The organism is Odoribacter sp. N54.MGS-14, assembly GCF_000980295.1.
In the GTDB taxonomy this organism is placed as follows: domain Bacteria; phylum Bacteroidota; class Bacteroidia; order Bacteroidales; family Marinifilaceae; genus Odoribacter; species Odoribacter splanchnicus.
In genome coordinates this window covers 1-290 of record NZ_LARL01000198.1, presented here as the reverse complement: position 1 = coordinate 290, position 290 = coordinate 1, and the positions used below count along the sequence as shown (strand labels likewise).

At 49.0% G+C, this 290-nt stretch carries 1 protein-coding gene; it reads left to right on the top strand.

Annotated elements, in window-relative coordinates; all coding sequences use genetic code 11:
- On the top strand, window positions 1–290 hold a 290-nt coding region (locus WS42_RS15105), incomplete at both ends, for a transposase (protein WP_046451376.1).

Sequence of the window (290 nt, the reverse complement as noted above, 5' to 3'; positions counted from 1 at the left end):
CAGTTTTACGGGAAGCATTACAGTAAAAGTCAGGTAAGTCGCCTCTTGAACACGGCCCGTGAAGATGTAAACGCGTGGCTGGGGCGTAAACTTGAGAAGCGTTACCCCATTCTTTATATCGATGCCACGTATGTCCTCACCCGGCGGGACGAGTCCGTGAGCAATGAAGCCTATTACACGGTTTTGGGAGTGAAAGAAGACCGCACAAGGGAAGTTTTAACCGTGGTAAACTTTCCCACGGAAAGCGCGACCAATTGGAAGGATGTTTTTGAAGGTCTCAAAGAAAGAGG